The organism is Blautia obeum ATCC 29174, from assembly GCF_025147765.1.
In the GTDB taxonomy this organism is placed as follows: domain Bacteria; phylum Bacillota; class Clostridia; order Lachnospirales; family Lachnospiraceae; genus Blautia_A; species Blautia_A obeum.
Genome location: NZ_CP102265.1, coordinates 484,297 through 502,852, shown reverse-complemented (window position 1 = coordinate 502,852; position 18,556 = coordinate 484,297). Strand labels below are relative to the sequence as shown.

The following is an 18,556-nucleotide window of genomic DNA, read 5'->3' as shown; positions in this document are numbered from 1 at the left end:
ACGATGGCACAGTTAAACAACAAGGAACTGACAACACTTCCTGTAGGAAGGCTGGGGCTTATTCCCCTCGATAGCTGCCGCCCCCTTGGCGAAAAAGTAAATGAATGGCTTGTAAAATGGAGAAAAGAGCGTGAGAACCCTGAATTAGGCACCTGCGCTTTTGAAGGATATCAGCGTGATTCCTATATCATCAATGTCAAAACCCCTCGTTTCGGTTCCGGTGAAGGAAAAGGCGAGATCAGTGAATCCGTACGTGGTGACGATATTTATGTTATGGTTGATGTCTGCAACCACAGTATCAACTACACGATCAGCGGATACACCAACATGATGTCACCTGATGATCATTTTCAGGATCTGAAACGTGCCATTGCTGCAGTCGGCGGCAAAGCCCGCAGAGTCAATGTCATCATGCCATATCTCTATGAGAGCCGCCAGAGCAAACGTATCGGACGTGAATCCCTTGACTGTGCGTCCGCACTCCAGGAACTGACAAAAATGGGCGTAGAAAATATCATTACATTCGATGCTCATGATTCACGTGTACAGAACGCAACTCCACTGCATGGTTTTGAAACTATCCAGCCGTCCTATCAGTTCATCAAGGCTCTCCTCAATAATGTAGAAGGTCTTCATATTGACAATGATCACTTCATGATCATCAGCCCGGACGAAGGAAGCATGCGCAGAGCGATCTACCTTGCAAACGTTCTCGGTGTAGATATGGGTATGTACTACAGACGTCTCGACTACACCAAAGTAGTTAAAGGCCGTCACCCAATCGCAGCCTATGAATTCCTCGGCCCAAAACTTGAAGGCAAAGATGTTATCCTGATCGATGATATGATTTCCTCAGGAAGCAGCATTCTGGAGATTGCATCTCTTCTGAAAAAACGTGGTGCCGGTAAGATCTTTATCTGCACAACTTTCGGACTCTTCACAGAGGGAATGGAAAAATTCGACGCCGCATACGCAAAAGGAACCTTTGATAAACTGCTTACTACAAACCTTGTTTATCAGGATCCGGAGCTTCTCGCAAGAGACTACTATATCAGCTGCGATCTGAGTAAATATATCGCTCTGATCATTGATACACTGAATCATGATATGTCTGTCAGCCATCTGCTCAACCCTGCAGACAGAATCAAAAAATGCGTCAATAATTACATGGCTCAGTATGACAAATAAATCCTGTCACTTCTTCACAGCACAATGCAAAACACCCTGCGGAAATGCAGGGTGTTTTTTATTCTCTTCCCAATCATAAAGAAATCTCATTGACAGAAATTCCTGTTTTCTGCAACACATCCAATTCCTGTTTTTTGCTTGTACTTATGATCACTTGACGACCGGAAGACTCTGTAAGCCATAAAACAGCTGCTTTCAGCCTTTCCGGATCGAAAGCACAGAACATTTCATCAAAGATGACCGGAAGCTTTTCTGCGCCACACAGGAGTTCTCCTGCGGCCAGTCTCATCGCAAGATAGATCTGTTCAACCATGATCAGACGCAGATTTTCAATCGGCAGTACTTCTTTCCCTGTATCAACGCTGATATGAAATTCATCGTCAACCATCAGTTCATGACAGATACCACCGGTAATTCCGCTGAGAGTCTCCGACATCGTCCTCACCAGTCTGTTTCCTGTCTGACAATACATCTGTTCCGACAGTTTATCGATCGTATCCATTGCCAGATTCAGCGCATCAATCTCGACTTCTTCCATCAGAGGCAGATACGCATACTCTTCCATTTCACGAAGTTCTTCTGTCAGATTGGAAAGTTCCATATTTTTTTCACGTAATTCTTCATCCAGACTGCTGCGGCCGCCTTCCAGCTTATTCTGTCTTGTAATCCATCTGGACTTCATTCTTTTACGTTTTTCCAGTTCACGTACTGTACGCATTTCAAAATTCAGTTCTGCAATAAACGCCAAAATACCGGAAATTCCTACCAGTACCGCCGGAATCGTACTTCCTGCCTCCAGCGCCAGAAGCAACGCCCCTGCCAGCGCCAGAAATGCAGTCACACACATTCCCGCGATCTGTGCCTGATTTCTTGTTTCCAGTGCCCCGATTCGTTCGTCAAGAAGATGATATCCGTTACTTTCTTCATTCATACGAAGAGCATCTTCCTGTTCTCCAAGCTGATTCTTCTGATCCTCAGTATCACGGATCTCTCTGCGTATACTTTTAATCTGTGCGGAAATTTTTTCTTTTGCCAGCTGGTCTGCCCTTTTGCGGCGTTCCACCTGCACCTGGTAACCTTTTCTTGTCATCTTGATCCTCTGGGAGGTTTTACCCAGATCCACAGAGCAGTCTCCCGTTGTCTGAAAGCCGGTCATCTGCTTCTGCACTTCACGTACGATTTCTGCCCCGGTATTACCTTTCAATGGAGAAATACAGATTGCATTCTCATATACAGCTTCACTGATACCCAGTGCCATTTTTTCCTCACTGATATGGTCCGCATCAAGAAGCTCTCCACTCTCTTCACAGAGAAGTTCACTGTAAGGTTCTTCTCTGTGAAGATCTCGTGTCAGCCGGTAGTTGCGCCCGCCACTCTCAAACCAGAGTACCCCTGCATAAGGAACATCCGTCCTTCCAAACAGCATACTCTCTATAAAAGCCTGGATTTCTCTTCTTGTTCGTTCTTTCTCCGTGTACAGTACATTCATGTCCGGAGAAAAAGCAATCGTCTGCCTGTAAATACTTCCAAAATCTTTAATTTCAATTTGCTTGATCTTCATATTCTTTTCCTGTCACTGGTCAGGACTTTTGTAGTCAAAAGTGCCTGAAGTCCATAGTAGAGTGCTTTTTTCTCCACTACTGTCAGATCTCTCTTTAAAAAAGTTTTGATATAGTCCCCGATCAGTGTCCCCCTGTACTGGCGATACAGGCTTTCCAGCTGATACGCAGGTCTTGATTCATCCATGATCTCCACAATATTTCCCAGTCCGTGAAGGCGTTCCGGCAGGAGGACATTATCCGGAGAAAGTTTTCCCTTAATGATCAGACGATATATATTTCTTCCGCCCCGCTTCATAACTTCCTTCCGAAGCATATCTTCCAATGCATACTGTGTGGTATTCTGATCTACCGCAAGAACCAGGTTCTGATAAGAACGAAGTGCAAAGGGGCGTAATTTCAGCTTAACGGTTTCCCCGTCAAATTCCCCTTCTATATATCCATGCTTTCCGACGTCATTTCGATTCTGTGGTTCCAGTGCACCTGCATAGACAATCTTATCGCGACATACTGTATGTGGTTTATGAGAATGCCCAAGCGCTATATAATCAAATCCTGCTGCTGCCAGTCTTGTAAAATCCATCGGACAATATCCGACTTCACCACCATGTGCGAGCAGCACATGAAAGCCAGGCTTATTTTGAGGTTTCCATTCATCATATAATGGTGTACGGATCTCCGGATGCTCATAACTCAGCCCATATACAAAAATCTGTTTGTCCGCGATCTCCACACAGGACTGCTGTTCCCTGTCAAAAAAGGTTACATTCCGTGACCAGACAAAATTTCTGTAAAACGAATCTTCTTTTATGTAGTCATGATCTCCTGCCATCAGAAAAACTCTGGTATCCGGTATAGACGCAAACAAATCGTCAACTTCTCTCAGTTCCCTGAGAAGAGGCTGACGATGAAAAAGGTCACCGGCTATAAACAACAAATCCACCGGATTCTTGCGGATACCCACAATGACCCGGCGGAATGTTTCCCAGATTTCTTCTTCCCTCTCATGACTCCACGGACAGCCCCGGTCAGGGACTGCCCCCAGATGTACATCTGAAAGATGAATAAATCTAATCATGCAAAAACTACTCCTTATTATAAATCGCAGTTGTTAACTGTTCTTGGGAATGGAATTACGTCACGGATATTGCCCATACCTGTCAGATACATTACGCAGCGTTCAAATCCCAGTCCAAATCCTGAATGACGTGTGGAACCATATTTACGGAGATCCATATAGAACTGATAGTCTTCTGCTTTCAGTCCCAGCTCATCCATACGTGCTTTCAGCTTATCGTAATCATCCTCTCTCTGGCTTCCACCAATGATTTCACCGATTCCAGGTACCAGACAGTCCATGGCAGCAACTGTCTTGCCATCCTCGTTCTGTTTCATGTAGAATGCCTTGATCTCCTTCGGATAATCTGTCACAAATACAGGTTTCTTGAAGATTTCTTCTGTCAGATAACGCTCATGCTCTGTCTGAAGGTCGCATCCCCAGAATACTTTGTAATCGAATTTGTCATTGTTTTTCTCCAGAAGTTCAATTGCTTCTGTATAAGTCACATGACCAAACTCAGAATCCACTACATGGTTCAGGCGATCCAGAAGTCCTTTGTCGATAAAGGAATTGAAGAAGTTCATCTCCTCCGGAGCATTCTCCAGCACATAACGGATCACGTATTTCAGCATGTCCTCTGCAAGATCCATATTGTCATTCAGATCGGCAAATGCACATTCCGGCTCGATCATCCAGAACTCAGCAGCATGACGTGTTGTATTGGAGTTCTCTGCACGGAAAGTCGGTCCGAATGTATAAATATTACGGAATGCCTGTGCATAAGTCTCACCGTTCAGCTGACCACTTACTGTAAGATTAGTCTCTTTGCCGAAGAAATCCTGACTGTAATCTACAGTACCGTCTTCATTCAGCGGAGGATTCTTCATATCCAGTGTAGTAACCTGGAACATCTCTCCCGCACCCTCGCAGTCACTTCCTGTGATCAGCGGTGTGTGTACATATACGAAACCTCTTTCCTGGAAGAATTTGTGGATCGCGTATGCACAAAGGGAACGTACACGAAATACCGCCTGGAAAGTGTTTGTTCTCGGTCTCAAATGTGTCATGGTTCTCAGGTATTCCAGAGTATGACGTTTCTTCTGAAGCGGATAATCCGGTGCAGATGCGCCTTCTACCTGTACTTCATCAGCCTGAATTTCAAACGGCTGTTTTGCTTCCGGTGTCGGAACCAGAGTTCCCCTGACGATAATAGCAGCGCCTACATTCAGCTTGCTGATCTCGGCAAAATTCGGCATATTGTCGTGATATACAACCTGCAGTGTCTCAAAAAAAGTACCATCATGAAGTACGATAAAACCAAATGCCTTGGAACCACGTACGCTTCGTACCCATCCTCCTACAGTTACTTCCCTATTCAGGTATTCTTCTCTGTTTTTATAAATTTCTTTTACAGTTGTGAGCTTCATAATCTATACCTCTCTGTCTTCATTCTCATCCAATTGCTTTCTAGTATAGACTATTCGTTGGATTACTGCAAGGAGTAAATACAGGAGAAACATGGTTTTATTGCGTTTAAGCTTCCCATTTAAGGGTTCCGGTCTGTTCATAATCCTTCTGTATATTATAAGAAACAATTCCCTTCTCTGTTACCAGATAAAACATATCTCCGATATACACGCCGCGTACTCTGCAATAATCCTGATAACTCATGGAGCCTGCAAAAAGTTCACTGTCATTGATATTCAGATACATCTGCGGCTCAAATCCATTTTGATCATGATAGGAAAGCAGTGCATAATAATAATTCTCACTGCTGTCATATACATCAGTGTTATCTCCATAGTTTCCATAAGCAAACCCGAACAGACTTTTCTTCGGAGCTGCAAGAATCGCATGGTAATTATAAAGCGCGTCACAAAATGAAACATCCTTTAATATAAAACGGTCTGTTTCTCTGACATCTGATGGATCGGAAATATCAAACATAGAACATTTCATCCCCGTCACATTGCCTGTATCCGGATCTGTTTCCCAGCCGATTCCCAGCAATTGATTTTCTCCGTAGAAATGCAGATACTCAGAAAATCCGGTAATATTCAGTTCGCTCATAATCCTGGGGTTCTTCGGATCAGAAAGATCTGCTGCAAAAAGAGGATCCGTATTTCGATATGTGACAAAATATCCTGTATCTCCCATAAACCGTGCAGCCTTTATCTGCTCTCCCTCTGCCAGGTCTTCAATCTTTCCAATTGTTTTGAGTTTCTCATTCAGCACATATAATCCATTACTTCTGGAAAAATTACTATAATCTTTATCCCAGCCTTCAACAGTGGTTACAATGCGAAGACAGTCATCTGCCTCGTTCATGGAAAAATTGTTGTGAAGTTCCCCCACTACAGAACCTGCTGCCCCGTCGGTAAATTTCCCGTCTCTGTAGCCGATTCGTACAATTTCCGTACGAGTTTCCCGGTCATTCCAGATTTCTGTTGCTGAATAGATATTATTTTCACTGACATAAAAAATATTTGCGCTGCTGACAACGGCCATAACATCTGTTGCCTGATCCGGATTCTCCTGTGCGACAGCCCCTGCTACCAGATATATCCTGCCATTATAAGAAAAATCTTTTTCCGGTGTCGGAAGGTAAATATGGTCATAGGCAATATACTCTTCTCCGCACCTTGGCACATAGTACTGTAACTGATCTGCGCTGTCTCCGACTTCCGGAGTATATGATGTAAAAAGATACATTCTTCCATCAGTTCTTCGAGAGGAAAGATAACTTCCATCCTGATGATAAACGCCTGTCTTTTTGGGTTTTTCCCTGTCTGAGATATCATAGGTTTCTACTGTCACAGTAGTTACCGGCATACTATAACTGGTTCGGACTCCATCTGTATTCTTTTCTCCACCTGCATTTGCTGACGGAAGATCTATACTGCCTTTATAGGTTATATAATCTTCCTGCTGACAGATCAGCTGCAGGCAATTACCATCCACATACATTTCCTTATAATCGGAGCTGTTCTCTCCATTAATCTCACAGAGTAATTTCATGGACGCTGCATCTGCAATACGCAATGTTCCTTTACTGTCCATGGCATAAATACAGCTGCCATCTGTTTTTACGATATCTGCCTCATCAATCAGTTCTTCCTGTGTGGTGGTCGTAGAATAATCTTTACCTTCTGATGATGGATCAAAGCCATATTCCTGGTCAATCGGTTCTTCCGGCATAGTTGCCGCCATACTGGAATTTGAAGCAGCCGAGTCTGTCCCTGCCGCATCTGCTGACTCTTCAACAGTCATGATGCGGGGCTGAACATTACTGTATGAAGAATTATTCTGCCATTCTTTTACCCGGGCATAAAGATCTTCATAACTGTCCGTATGAGAAATTCCAGTAACCGGGGCCGTCGTCGGAAGAGGCGTTGGCGTACCGGTTCCTTCTGTTTCTGTATTTACCGGATCCTCAATAATACTCGTTCTGGTCTCCTCCTGTTTCACAGAATTCGTCCCTTCCCACATCGGGACCGTACCCAATGCCACCGCTCCGACAGCCACAACCGCCACTGCTGTAAGTACATATTTTTGCTTCATTCCATGCCTCCTTTGCCGGAATTTCCTTCGCACTGTTTTCACATTCTCCAAACATACCTTATAATGTCATTTTAACACAGTTCTGTTTCCGGACTGTAATATGCTACTGTCCCGTCTGTGCTTTTTATATGCAGACAGGGACTCAAAGCTCTGCGCCTTAAGTCCCTGTCTTTTGTATATTATGTGTTTTTTTATAATGATTCGATGAATCTCATAAATGCTTCTCTGCCTTCCGGTGTGCATTTGTAAACACCGGCATCTTCCAGAACATGTGTAAATACAATACCAACTTCTTTCTGAAGGATTTCATGAACATTCTCTTTGTTGATATCCTTGTATTTCGGAAGAAATTCAGCTGCCCATGCGGCATGTTTCTCAATCTTTTCGTTGGATGCGATATCTTTTCCATCCAGAATGTATTCTTCCAGAAGTTCCAGTTCTTCTTTCAGTCTTGCCGGAAGAACTGCCAGCCCCATAACTTCGATCAGACCGATATTTTCTTTCTTAATGTGATGATACTCTGCATGCGGATGATATACACCAAGCGGATTTTCCTCTGTTGTGATGTTGTTTCTCAGAGTCAGATCCAGTTCAAACATATCGCCTGCTTTACGTGCGATCGGTGTGATCGTGTTGTGCGGTTCTCCGTCTGTCTCTGCAAAAACAAATGCAGCTTCATCGGTATATCCTCTCCATACTTCCAGTACATGAGTTGCCAGATCGACCAGACGCGCAGAATCTTTGTGGCGGATACGAAGTACGGAAAGCGGCCATTTGACAATGCCGGCTTCCACATCTTCAAATCCCGGAATCGTCACATGCTTCTCAATCGGAGCTTTTGCCATTGCAAATGTATAATGTCCGCCCTGGAAATGATCATGACTTAAGATAGAACCACCAACGATCGGAAGATCTGCATTGGATCCCAGGAAATAATGAGGAAACAGTTTTACGAAATCAAACAGTTTGATAAAGGTGTTTCTATCAATCTTCATCGGAGTATGCTTGCTGTTGAACACGATGCAATGCTCATTGTAATATACATATGGAGAATACTGGAAGCCCCATGGTGTATCGTTGATCGTGATCGGAATGATTCTGTGATTCTGTCTTGCCGGATGATTGACACGACCTGCATATCCTTCATTCTCCGGACAAAGGAGACATTTTGGATAGCTGCTTGCTTTCGCATTTTTTGCTGCTGCGATCGCTTTTGGATCTTTTTCCGGTTTGGAAAGATTAATGGTAATATCAATTTCGCCATACGGGCTGTCTACTTTCCATTTCTGATCTTTCTTTACACGATAGCGGCGAATATAGTTGCTGTCCTGGCTTAATTTATAGAAGTAATCGGTAGCTTCCTGCGGACTGTTCTGATACTTATCCCAGAATTCTTTCTGAATCTGCGCCGGACGCGGCATCAGACAATTCATCAGTCTTGTATCAAAAAGATCACGATACACAACACTATCTTCGATCAGACCTCTCTTTACGGCTTCATCCAGAAGTTCATTTAAAGTTTCTTCCAGATCTACATCAGAAAAGCTCTCTTCCGGTTCTACATATTCGTCTTCATGAAATACATCCAGAAGAAGATTGATGGTGTAATTTTTTTCACACTCCGGTACCAGCCCTGTTTCCATTCCATACTGTACAAGTTTCGTGATGCTTTTGCTTAACATAAGCCTGTCCCCCTGTTAAATTTATTTTTGGTTATCAAGATAGGAAATAAAGACATTTCCTGCTGCCTGGAATAACGCTGTACTGTCGTTCATTCCGTAAGGACTTACTTCGCCTGTTGCCGGATCAAGAAGCCAGGTATTGTACTGATCGTATCCAACGATCACTACACTGGAATCTGCACCGGTCTTGGCTATAACCGCACGCTGTGCACTGATTTCATAGAGTACATTTTCCAAACTGCATCCGGTAAGGTCGATCACCGTTCCTGAATCTCCCAGTCCCTGCTGCAGAACGTCTTTGTCCCAGGAACCACTTCGAATGATCTCCGGAACATCCTCTGTATTCAGCGTCAGCTGTGTTTTCATATTTCCACGTTCCCATACATATTGCTGTGCCCGGTTCAGAACCACACCTGTCAGACTGTCTGCATGGAGAATTGCCTGTGCCGGATCTGTCCACGTACTATCCAGTCCGCCCTTTGCATATACATAATAAATATTACTGATCTGACTCTTGTCAACATCCAGTTGAACTGTTTTTTCCCCTGTATTTTTCATCTTTGCAGTAAGAATCAACGGTTCGTCTGTTTCCGGTTTGTTGTCAAATGCCAGCTTGACGATCACGCCCTGGCGGGTTGTACTGCTCTGTTCAGCAGAAACAACCTTTGCTGCCGCTGCCTGATTATTCATGATGTTGTCCTTATTTTTCACAGTATAAGAGCTTCCAGTTTTTTCAGAAAGATTAAACTGCATAAGGGTACTTCCGACCGTCACATCTGTAATATAATATCCATCCTGATGATACTCCTTTTTGACAGTTCCGTCAAAACCTTCAATTCTAATTAAAGTAATTCCATCTGTAGTATGTCCGTTTTCATCTGTAAGACTGTCACCGTCCAAAACGATTCCATAGATCACATCTTCATTCATAAATCCCAGCACACGAAGGCTCTGTCCTGCATCCGGTGTAGCATTTCTTGTTTCCAGCGTATCAAAATCGATGAATTCTACCTGACCAGCCTGATCCCCGTCACTGATCCGCCATGCTGCATGTGCATTGGTAGCCGAAACCGCAAACTGATTTCCATCAATATTATCTGCAAGCACATCATAACTGCTTTCATCAATATTGATCTGATAAAGCCTGCCTGCAAGCAAAAGAAACAGCTGATTATCTTTATTCACATAGCTCAGCGTTCCAAGGTCTGATTTCAGGAATTCAAATGATTCTGACGTTGGAATAAACACGCGTTCCTCTACAACATTCTGATCATGGTCATAATGATAGATTCCAACACCACAATATCCTTCATATGTTCCGCGGTTCATATAACCATAAACCATGAAATCCAGATCCCCACTGTCATTAATGCCCAGCAGCTTGATATCATGTTCCATTCTGGAATCACGAAAATCTCCGTTTGATTTTCTGCGGAAATCAAAGATATCTACAAATTTGCCGGTATCCGGTGCATAAGTCCACAAGGCACCTTCCTGCGTAAAAGCAGTCACACTGCCATCTTCATTGGAAAGCATCGTGACATTTTTGTCCCGGACTCCAAGAAGCAGCCCATCATCTGTGATCACTGTCTGCAGAGGATCAAATACCTGATCTGCGCTTCGCTGAAAATCCAACAGCATAATTCTGGTATCCGTATAGCGAAGCCGGTAAAAATCCGTTACATTGTAATACTCTGCACCACCGTTTTCGTTGGCTGCCTTTATCTCATATTCCAGCGAAATACTCGCCGTCGTCTCATTGATCTCTTTAATGACCGGAATGCCTTTCTTGGATATCTGCGGACTTAAATTTCCCCAACTGATCGTAGAAAGTGGTGACTGTATCGTCACAGCCGTAAAATTTGTCGAAGAAGATTCTGTAGATTCCAGATAGGACGCAAGCCCGTCTGCAGAGTTTTTATCCATGCACATCTGTGCAAAACTGGAAGCAAACTTCAAATAATCCTCCGTATTCGTCGAAGACCTGGAAACTACTCTTGTGTAATAATACGCTTCTCCGTCACTGGTATCCAGCGAGATCTGAAGAGAATACTCCTGATTCATCAAAAGACCGGAACTGATCTCGATCTGTGCGCGCAGATATCCGTCAGATCCTGAGCTGTCAAGACTCTTGACCTTACGATTCTCAACGATCTTGGTTCCATCCGAAGTACGCACTTCATAGGACAGACTTTTGATTTTTTCCTCATAAGGATTAACAGCGATCGTAAGTTTTTTCGTTGTATCCAGCGGTGTTACACTGTCGCGGACAAAATCAGCTTCCATCGGCTGGCGATATCCATACATTCTGTTTGCCAGCGTACCGTTAAAATCTACCATTACTTCCGGCAACGTCGGATTATTCATATCGGAACGATCATCCGTTGTCTCATTGTTCATGAGAAAAGCAGTTCCCGCTACTCCTATTACAAACACGATCAGAAGTATTAAAAACCTTCTCAAAAATCTTGTTATGGTTCTCATACTCCCTCCTTCGCACCAAATCCATCCGGATAGAGAAGTTTTTCCAGAGTCAGATGTCCATGAATGGCATCCGTCATCTCTTTCAGAGCTTCACCCGAACGGGGTCTGCCTGTCTTTACTGCCCGGATCAGGAGATTCTTCGGTGTATGTTCCACATCAATAAATTCCAGAATCTGTGTACTGTATCCCTTCGATTCCAGAAGTTCTGCACGGATTCCGTCTGTAAGAAGTGCAGACATTCTTTCTTTCAGAAGTCCATATTTCAGCACCGGAGAAAGCATTTTATTCTGAATCTGGTCATTCAGTTCATGCTGACAGCATGGAACAGACAGAATCACCTGCGCATCCCACTCAACCGCTTTGGCAAGTGCATAATCGGTTGCTTTGTCACATGCATGGAGCGTTACCACCATATCTACTTTCTGCACACCTTCATATTCCGCAATATCACCACACAGAAAATGCAGTTTCTCATATCCGTATTTTTCTGCCAGTCCATTGCATTTCCGGATCACATCTTCCTTCAGGTCCAACCCAATGATATTAACGTCATATCCTTTGAGTTCCTTCAGATAATAATACATGGCAAATGTCAGGTATGATTTGCCACATCCAAAATCCAGGATCGTGACCTCCCGCTCCCTGGACAATGCCGGAAGAATATCCTCAATAAACTCCAGGAAACGGTTGATCTGTTTGAACTTGTCATAAGCCGGACGATGGATCTTTCCTTCTTTATTCATAACTCTCAGATCCATCAAGAATGGAACCGGAGTTCCTTCCTTCAATATATACTGTTTCACACGATTGTGTGCCAGAATCTGAACAGGCTCTTTCGCCTGATGCTCTTTCACTTTGACAGTTATTTTACCCTTTTTGCTGACAAGAACACTGCCATCTTTGCATCTTCCCTGCACCTGCAGCTGGGAAAAGCCACCCTCCTGAAGACTCTGTTCCACATATGCGATTACTTCTTCTCTGCTGTAATTGGAGTGAAGTACCTTGCTTCCCACCGTGGAGGATGCCTGATAACAGACGCTGCCTTTCAGTTCTATCTGGCGGATCCGCACCTTGGAAGGAGCCTCTTTTTCCTTGCTCCGCTGGCCGCTTAAGACTGCAAGCATCAGGTTTTCATCAAATTGTTTTTCCAAAAATTCCTGTAATGTCATCATATTTAATCTTTCATAATCCCTCTGTAATGCCCCTGTGTACACCATCGGATTCCGGCATTACGAACTGCAGTGTTCTTATTCGCTCAACTGTCAGAATCCACGGTATCTGCGTCGTCTGCACCGGCGCCTGGAAATCTCCTGATACAAAAGCACCTGGATCAGTTCATCCAGAAATTCATCAGGAATCTCCTGCGCTGCCATTTCTCCGTCTACCTGAGAACGTATCTGCCTGTAAAGCCGATGCATCATAAATTTGTCCGGATGCTCATCATAAAGTCTGCTTCCCTCATAATCCATAAGCTGACATTCTTCTTCAACTTTTTCCTGAATTTTGCGGGCAGTTTCCGGATAATAAGATTTCATCAGAGCAAATTCCTGCTCCTGTATTCTCTCTCTGCTGTAAAGAGAAGAATCTGCATACGTCATATAAAATGGAAGAAACTTGTCATAATACATGGACAGGCTCCTGTTTCATCATCATCTATAACATTCTATGCAGAATCTTTTCAAGTGTGCTTCAGCCCTGAATGTCTTTCAGAATGCGGAGTGTCAGTTTGAAACTGTGCTCTGCTGCCTGCGCTTCGAATGTCGGATAATCCATCTCTGCACTTCCATCTGCTTTGTCAGAAATTGCACGGATCACAAGGAAAGGTACATTGTTCAGATATGCTGCCTGTGCGATTGCCGCGCCTTCCATTTCAACAGCGTATGCTCCAAATTCTTTTGTAATAAAATCTTTGACACCCTGGTCTGCCACAAACTGGTCACCGGATGCAATGCGTCCCTCGAATACTCCGATATCAGGATTTGCTTCTTTGCATGCTTTTACTGCAAGTGCGCGAAGTGCATCATCACTGTGGAAAGAAAAAGCTTCCATCTGCGGAATCTGTCCAACCGGATAACCAAATGCAACGGCATTCATATCATGATGGATCAGATCTGTGGAAACAACGATATCTCCAATGTTGATGTCTGCATTCAGGCTTCCTGCGATACCGGTGTTGATCACTACTTCTGCTTTGAAATCATCGATCAGAATCTGTGTGCAGACTGCTGCATTGACCTTACCAATTCCAGAACGGACAACAACTACGTTTTTTCCTTCGATAATACCTGAATAAAATTCCATGGAAGCCTTACGTGTCACCTGAATATCTTTCATCTGTTCTTTGAGACTTGCTACTTCAACTTCCATTGCTCCTATAATACCAATACATCTCATAATATTGTAATCTCCTTTATCATCGTGCCCTTTTTCTGAAAAGCCGGGCACTGTAATCTGTTATCATCCCTGATTGTGAATAGCATAGTCTATTATAGCAAATGTTGCGTTTATATGGAAACTTTTTTTGCTTCACGGGGAATTCCTCTGGAAAATCTGCGGCAGACTTGTCCGCTTTGTCCTTTTCTGGTATACTTATTGGAAAAATATATTGTTATTATTTACAATAACTGAACTCAGGAGGTTAAGATTATGGTATATAAAACATCTGGTGTCTGTTCAAGCGCCATTTCATTTGAGATCGACGATGCAGGAAAAGTTCATGATGTAAAATTCCAGGGCGGCTGCTCCGGTAATACACAGGGCGTTGCCAGACTGGTAGAAGGCATGGATGCCAAAGAAGCTATCAGCAGAATGGAAGGGATTCGTTGTGGCTTCAAACCAACATCCTGCCCGGATCAGCTTGCAAAAGCTCTGAAAGAAGCTCTGAACTGATTTTAAAATTTCGGGTCGAAACCCAATGCAAAAGACTGTCGCTCCTCTGACTGGAAGATTTTTTATTTCCAATCAAAGAAACGGCAGTCTTTTTATATTATTTATCTATAATTTCTGTTATAACAGCCGGATTTAAACATCAGGAGAGATCATCTCTGTCCCACTTGTCACACAGCGACTGTATATCTCTGCTGAAACGCTCCAGGTCTTTGTTCGGCATGCCTTCGTTCTTTCGGATAACAGACATAAGGCGCTGTCCCATAGCAACCAGCTTCTGGAATGCACGTGCGGCTCTGCTTGCTTTCGGAGAAACAGAAGCTTTCGTGATTTTGATTCCCTGTGCCTCATAGATACAGGTATTGTTCGCCAGATCATAGACGGTTCCGCTGAACGGTGCCATAGAATCCAGTCCCAGTTCCTCCTGCAGTCTTCTTGCAAAGATCTCGGTCACTTCATCATCGCCGTGGGTGACAAATACTTTTTCCGGCTTTTCTTTGAACGCCTTGATCCAGGTCATCAGGCCATTCACATCCGCATGACCGCTGATACCCGGCATCTGACGGATCTCTGCGCCTACAGCAACCGTCTCACCAAACAGTTTAACTTCGGTCGCACCTTCGATCAGGGCACGGCCAAGCGTTCCGATTGCCTGATAACCGACAAACAGGATCGTATTGTTCGGATTCCACAGATTATGTTTCAGATGATGTTTGATTCGGCCGGCATCGCACATACCGCTCGCGGAAATGATAACCTTGCAGTCTTCGTCAAAGTTGATCGCTTTTGAATCGTCACTGGTAATCGAGGTCTTTAATCCCGGGAACATCAACGGGTTGATTCCCTTTTTGACCAGTGCCATAGCTTCTTCATCAAAGCAGTCATAAATATGTTCATTAAAGATCGTTGTCGCTTCATTTGCCAGCGGGCTGTCGACATAGACCTTAAAGTTATCGTGTCCATGCACGCGTCCTTCTTCCTTGATCTGACGGATAAAATACAGCATTTCCTGTGTACGGCCAACTGCAAAAGAAGGAATGACAACGCTTCCACCACGGTCAAAAGTATGCTGGATCACTTCGGTAAGCATTGCTATATAATCCGGGCGTTCACCGTGGCTTCTGTCACCGTAAGTAGATTCCATGATTACATAATCTGCATCATGGAGATAAACCGGATCCTTGATCAGTGGCTGATTCAGGTTACCGATATCGCCGGAGAAGACGATTTTTTTCTCTTTGCCATCTTCCTGAATCGTGATCTCAATACTTGCAGAACCAAGAAGGTGGCCGGCATCTACAAAGCGAACGCTGATTCCTTCTGCCGGTTTGATGGTTTTTTCATACGGGCACGGAACAAAATTCTGGATAACGCCCATCGCATCTTCCATGGTGTAAGCAGGAACAAATTCCGGCTTGCCCTGGCGGCGTCCTTTACGGTTACGCCACTCTGCCTCGAACATCTGAATGTGGGCACTGTCTCGAAGCATAATGTCACAAAGGTGGCAGGTAGCCTGTGTTGCATAAATCGGGCCCTGAAAACCTTTTGCATAAATAGCGGGAAGATTTCCGGAGTGATCCATATGTGCATGGGTCAGAAGAACAAAATCCAGGTCACTTCCCTTTACAGGAATATCCTGATTCTCGTAGTAATCCGGCCCCTGTTCCATACCGCAGTCTACCAGGAATTTCTTTCCTGCTGCTTCCAGATAATAACAGCTTCCGGTTACTTCATGTGTCGCCCCAATAAAGGTAATCTTCATGTGCGAACCCCCTTTGTCTGAAAAATCATCCAAATGTATATTGTTGTAATCATTATACACGATTTAGTCGATTTTTAACAGTCTTTTTGTACAAAAACAATAATATACCATTACTAAAATCGATTTTTTTCGACTATTCTTCCATGTTATAATATTTCTGCTACTACCCCTAGACAGGTACAGAAAGGGGGTATGCTATTGTGAATTCAATCTTATCGTTTATGCTTTCCATTCTGGCAAGTGTAATCGCCTACTACATTTGCAAATGGCTGGATGGAAAATAGCAGCTAGTAGCCAGCCTGAGGTCTAAGCCGCCTCGCCAAAATGGAATAAAAACTCCCCAGAGGTGCGAACTCTGGGGAGTTTTTGCTGTGCTACTGTGAACACATCTTATCGTTTTGCCTACTGGCATTATAGCATATGTTCTTTTAATTTGCAATATACCTTATTTCAGAAAGATTCCAATTCTCATACCTTTATTTATGTAAAATAAGGTTACTGTTCACTCCGTTCACAGTAACCAAATAAGGCGGGGTGTATGAAGTCCCGCCTTGTTTTGTATGGTTCATATGATTTTGTAGATATGGTTAAATGATCCTCTTTCGCGTATGATTATGTTATTCCTTTGCGCATAAGATCATGAATAATGTGAACTCTGACGAGTCCGACATGATTTGTGAGTACGTTGATGTCTCCGGACGGTAACGGTGTTTACATAAATTTATTTTGCATCCTGCGACCTTCTTCGCACTTCACGGATTACTGATTAATATTTTTCTTCTTTTCTTCCTTTTTCCTTTTCCAATGGTCATTATTTGACCATGATACCCTGTGTCAGCGTAGAGGTAGATTCTTTTGTACCCGACTGGCTGGCTGCATGGTATCCACGCACACGGTAATATGTACCTGATGGAACTGCTACGTCGATTGTTTTACTCAAACTTGATGCATTGTTCGCTGTAAATTCCCATATTTTATAAGTTCCGTAGCTTCCATTGACCTTCCTCTCCAAAAACAAAGACAGATATACTTTACTACACTTTTTATGACAATCCGTCAATCCGAAAATTGAAATTTCATTGCTGGAAATTTTTTGAATTTTTACATTTCCAAGATTCAGATAACTGCTTCTTGCCAGAATCGTTGAAGTATCTTCTGCAAAATCTTCTGTGGTCTCTTCATCTGTGATCTCATCGAGAATGCTGATAGTATCTGCATATACCGGTGCAATACTCATTCCAACAGATAAACTAACTGCCAGACTGATTCCCAGAATCTTCTTCCAGATATTCATTTCTCACTTCCTTTCGCCATGTAAACAACCTTTACATAACTATATACGTAAGAAATTCAAAAAAATCACTCTAAAATTTCATATATTCAACTAATTTTTTTATTTCATTAAATTTTATTTTTCCAGCTATAGTATATGAATTTTCTTCATAAATCCAATTTGCCGTATATGTTGATTGCTTATCCGACTTGTCTTCTATTTCTTTTACTACTATGCTTCCCCAATCTTTTGATATTGTGTCTACTATTTTTTCTTTTCCACTTATACTACTAATATCACTTGCTTTATTTTTTTGTTGTTTATCTACATAAAATAATACATTTGTATCATTCAATTTATATTTAATATACGCAAAAGAAGTGGGTTCACTTATTTCATACATAGAAAACTCCATCCCATACGGCCGATAATAAAACTCTGGCATCTTTACATCCAGTTTTTCTTCTATATCCGCAATCGCATCACTTTCTTTTGTGCTTGCATTCTCATTGGAGTCATCATTATATGAAATAAACTGGCTGTCATTTCCGCTCAATATCCGCACACTGTTCACCAGATACTTCCGGTTCGCCTCGCTGCTCATACTTGCAGCGAACACGCAGATCAGGCACAGGCCCGCGATTCCGGCGATTCTGCCAAAGCGCACATAACTGTGTTTCCTTTTGCCGGAGTTTCTGTTCGCATCACGTGCAGCATCCTTTGATACACCTGCGTTTTTTCTGAATTCCAGAATTTTCTTTTCCATAGATTCAGGCACTGCTTCTTCTGTATTCTTCTCATCTTCTGCCTTCTCATCTGCCGTATCCTCCAGCAGACCTTCTTCTCTGGCACGCTGATAGAAGTTTTCTCTGGAAACGCTCAGTTTCTCTACGATATCCTGATTGTCCTCAAATTTTCTGCCATCAAAAAGAGCTTCCTCGATGGCATCTGCTTCCTTCAGATATTCCTTTTCCAGCCACTGACGAAATTTCTCGTCATCCTCCATATCCGGCATATCCAGGAATGCATCATCTATCTGATTGTCGTTCTGTTCTTTCTCAAACTCTTTTTTCATGATATTATCTCTTTCTTGACAATTCT

At 43.1% G+C, this 18,556-nt stretch carries 14 protein-coding genes; 2 read left to right on the top strand and 12 right to left on the bottom strand.

Annotated features, from left to right (window positions below; all coding sequences use genetic code 11):
- The first annotated feature begins 3 nt into the window (after positions 1 to 3).
- Complete coding sequence (locus NQ503_RS02285; RefSeq protein WP_005422582.1) at positions 4 to 1,188, top strand: ribose-phosphate pyrophosphokinase; 1,185 nt, start codon at positions 4 to 6, stop codon at positions 1,186 to 1,188.
- A gap of 73 nt (positions 1,189 to 1,261) precedes the next feature.
- Here NQ503_RS02285 and NQ503_RS02280 read toward each other — a convergent pair whose 3' ends face one another.
- The 9 genes from NQ503_RS02280 to NQ503_RS02240 all read right to left on the bottom strand — a co-directional run bounded on the left by NQ503_RS02280 (position 1,262) and on the right by NQ503_RS02240 (position 13,928).
- Entirely contained in the window at positions 1,262 to 2,749 is a 1,488-nt protein-coding gene (locus NQ503_RS02280) for an ATP-binding protein (RefSeq protein WP_259893142.1), read from the bottom strand.
- Complete coding sequence (locus tag NQ503_RS02275; protein WP_005425956.1) at positions 2,746 to 3,825, bottom strand: metallophosphoesterase family protein; 1,080 nt, start codon at positions 3,823 to 3,825, stop codon at positions 2,746 to 2,748. Before NQ503_RS02275 ends, NQ503_RS02280 begins: the two co-directional genes overlap by 4 nt.
- 17 nt (positions 3,826 to 3,842) lie before the next feature.
- Positions 3,843 to 5,234: an asparagine--tRNA ligase gene (gene asnS / locus NQ503_RS02270; RefSeq protein WP_005425949.1), complete on the bottom strand. Its 1,392-nt coding sequence runs from the start codon at positions 5,232 to 5,234 to the stop codon at positions 3,843 to 3,845.
- A 106-nt stretch (positions 5,235 to 5,340) separates the two neighbouring features.
- Positions 5,341 to 7,368, bottom strand: coding sequence for a beta-propeller domain-containing protein (locus NQ503_RS02265; protein WP_005425944.1), 2,028 nt, complete (start codon positions 7,366 to 7,368; stop codon positions 5,341 to 5,343).
- A gap of 191 nt (positions 7,369 to 7,559) precedes the next feature.
- Positions 7,560 to 9,050, bottom strand: coding sequence for a UDP-glucose--hexose-1-phosphate uridylyltransferase (galT, locus tag NQ503_RS02260; RefSeq protein ID WP_005425942.1), 1,491 nt, complete (start codon positions 9,048 to 9,050; stop codon positions 7,560 to 7,562).
- 21 nt (positions 9,051 to 9,071) lie between these two features.
- A complete protein-coding gene (locus tag NQ503_RS02255) occupies positions 9,072 to 11,534 on the bottom strand; it encodes a hypothetical protein (protein WP_005425940.1) in 2,463 nt (820 codons plus the stop codon).
- Positions 11,531 to 12,706 carry a methyltransferase gene (locus NQ503_RS02250; RefSeq protein ID WP_044925828.1) on the bottom strand — a complete coding sequence of 392 codons (1,176 nt, stop codon included), beginning with the start codon at positions 12,704 to 12,706 and terminating at the stop codon, positions 11,531 to 11,533. The genes NQ503_RS02255 and NQ503_RS02250 overlap by 4 nt, the downstream gene beginning before the upstream one ends.
- Positions 12,707 to 12,796: 90 nt before the next feature.
- Entirely contained in the window at positions 12,797 to 13,162 is a 366-nt protein-coding gene (locus NQ503_RS02245; RefSeq protein ID WP_005425937.1) for a hypothetical protein, read from the bottom strand.
- A gap of 61 nt (positions 13,163 to 13,223) precedes the next feature.
- A complete protein-coding gene (locus NQ503_RS02240) occupies positions 13,224 to 13,928 on the bottom strand; it encodes a 5'-methylthioadenosine/adenosylhomocysteine nucleosidase (RefSeq protein WP_005425936.1) in 705 nt (234 codons plus the stop codon).
- Positions 13,929 to 14,180: 252 nt separating this feature from the next.
- Here NQ503_RS02240 and NQ503_RS02235 point away from each other — a divergent pair, with 252 nt between their 5' ends.
- Positions 14,181 to 14,423 carry a TIGR03905 family TSCPD domain-containing protein gene (locus NQ503_RS02235; RefSeq protein ID WP_005425932.1) on the top strand — a complete coding sequence of 81 codons (243 nt, stop codon included), beginning with the start codon at positions 14,181 to 14,183 and terminating at the stop codon, positions 14,421 to 14,423.
- Positions 14,424 to 14,562: 139 nt separating this feature from the next.
- Here the strand turns inward: NQ503_RS02235 and NQ503_RS02230 are convergent, their stop codons facing one another.
- From NQ503_RS02230 to NQ503_RS02220, 3 genes are all read right to left on the bottom strand, one after another.
- Entirely contained in the window at positions 14,563 to 16,182 is a 1,620-nt protein-coding gene (locus NQ503_RS02230) for an MBL fold metallo-hydrolase RNA specificity domain-containing protein (RefSeq protein WP_005425929.1), read from the bottom strand.
- A gap of 811 nt (positions 16,183 to 16,993) precedes the next feature.
- The gene (locus tag NQ503_RS02225; RefSeq protein ID WP_005425928.1) at positions 16,994 to 17,476 is read right to left on the bottom strand and encodes a DUF6147 family protein; all 483 of its coding nucleotides are present in this window, start codon (positions 17,474 to 17,476) and stop codon (positions 16,994 to 16,996) included.
- A gap of 70 nt (positions 17,477 to 17,546) precedes the next feature.
- Positions 17,547 to 18,530, bottom strand: coding sequence for a DUF4367 domain-containing protein (locus tag NQ503_RS02220; RefSeq protein ID WP_005425917.1), 984 nt, complete (start codon positions 18,528 to 18,530; stop codon positions 17,547 to 17,549).
- Positions 18,531 to 18,556 lie beyond the last annotated feature (26 nt).